Genomic DNA, 233 nt, shown 5'->3' with positions numbered 1-233 from the left:
ACGTGGCGCTGCAATCAGCCCGCTGTCCCGGTAAGGGGCCAGGGTGACCAGGTCACCCAGATCAACCCGCCCACAGAACAGCAGCCGCAGCGTGTCGCCGCGGTTCTCGTGCAGGGCGCGCTTGATGAAAGCGGTCACCAGCAGCAGCCCTTCCAGGTAGGCGCCATCCTTGGTGAAGCACACCCGCCCGCGTACATCACCGCCCCGGAAGATGCGGGCCGCACTGCGGTAGC

General features: G+C 67.4%; 1 protein-coding gene. It reads right to left on the bottom strand.

Going from position 1 to position 233, the window contains the following annotated elements; translation table 11 throughout:
* A partial coding sequence (locus ACPYOM_RS24080; protein WP_481347914.1) for a tyrosine/phenylalanine carboxypeptidase domain-containing protein occupies positions 1–233 on the bottom strand: 233 nt, incomplete at both ends.

Source organism: Monashia sp. HAY1-2A (assembly GCF_056755315.1).
This window is presented reverse-complemented; position numbering and strand designations above follow the sequence as displayed.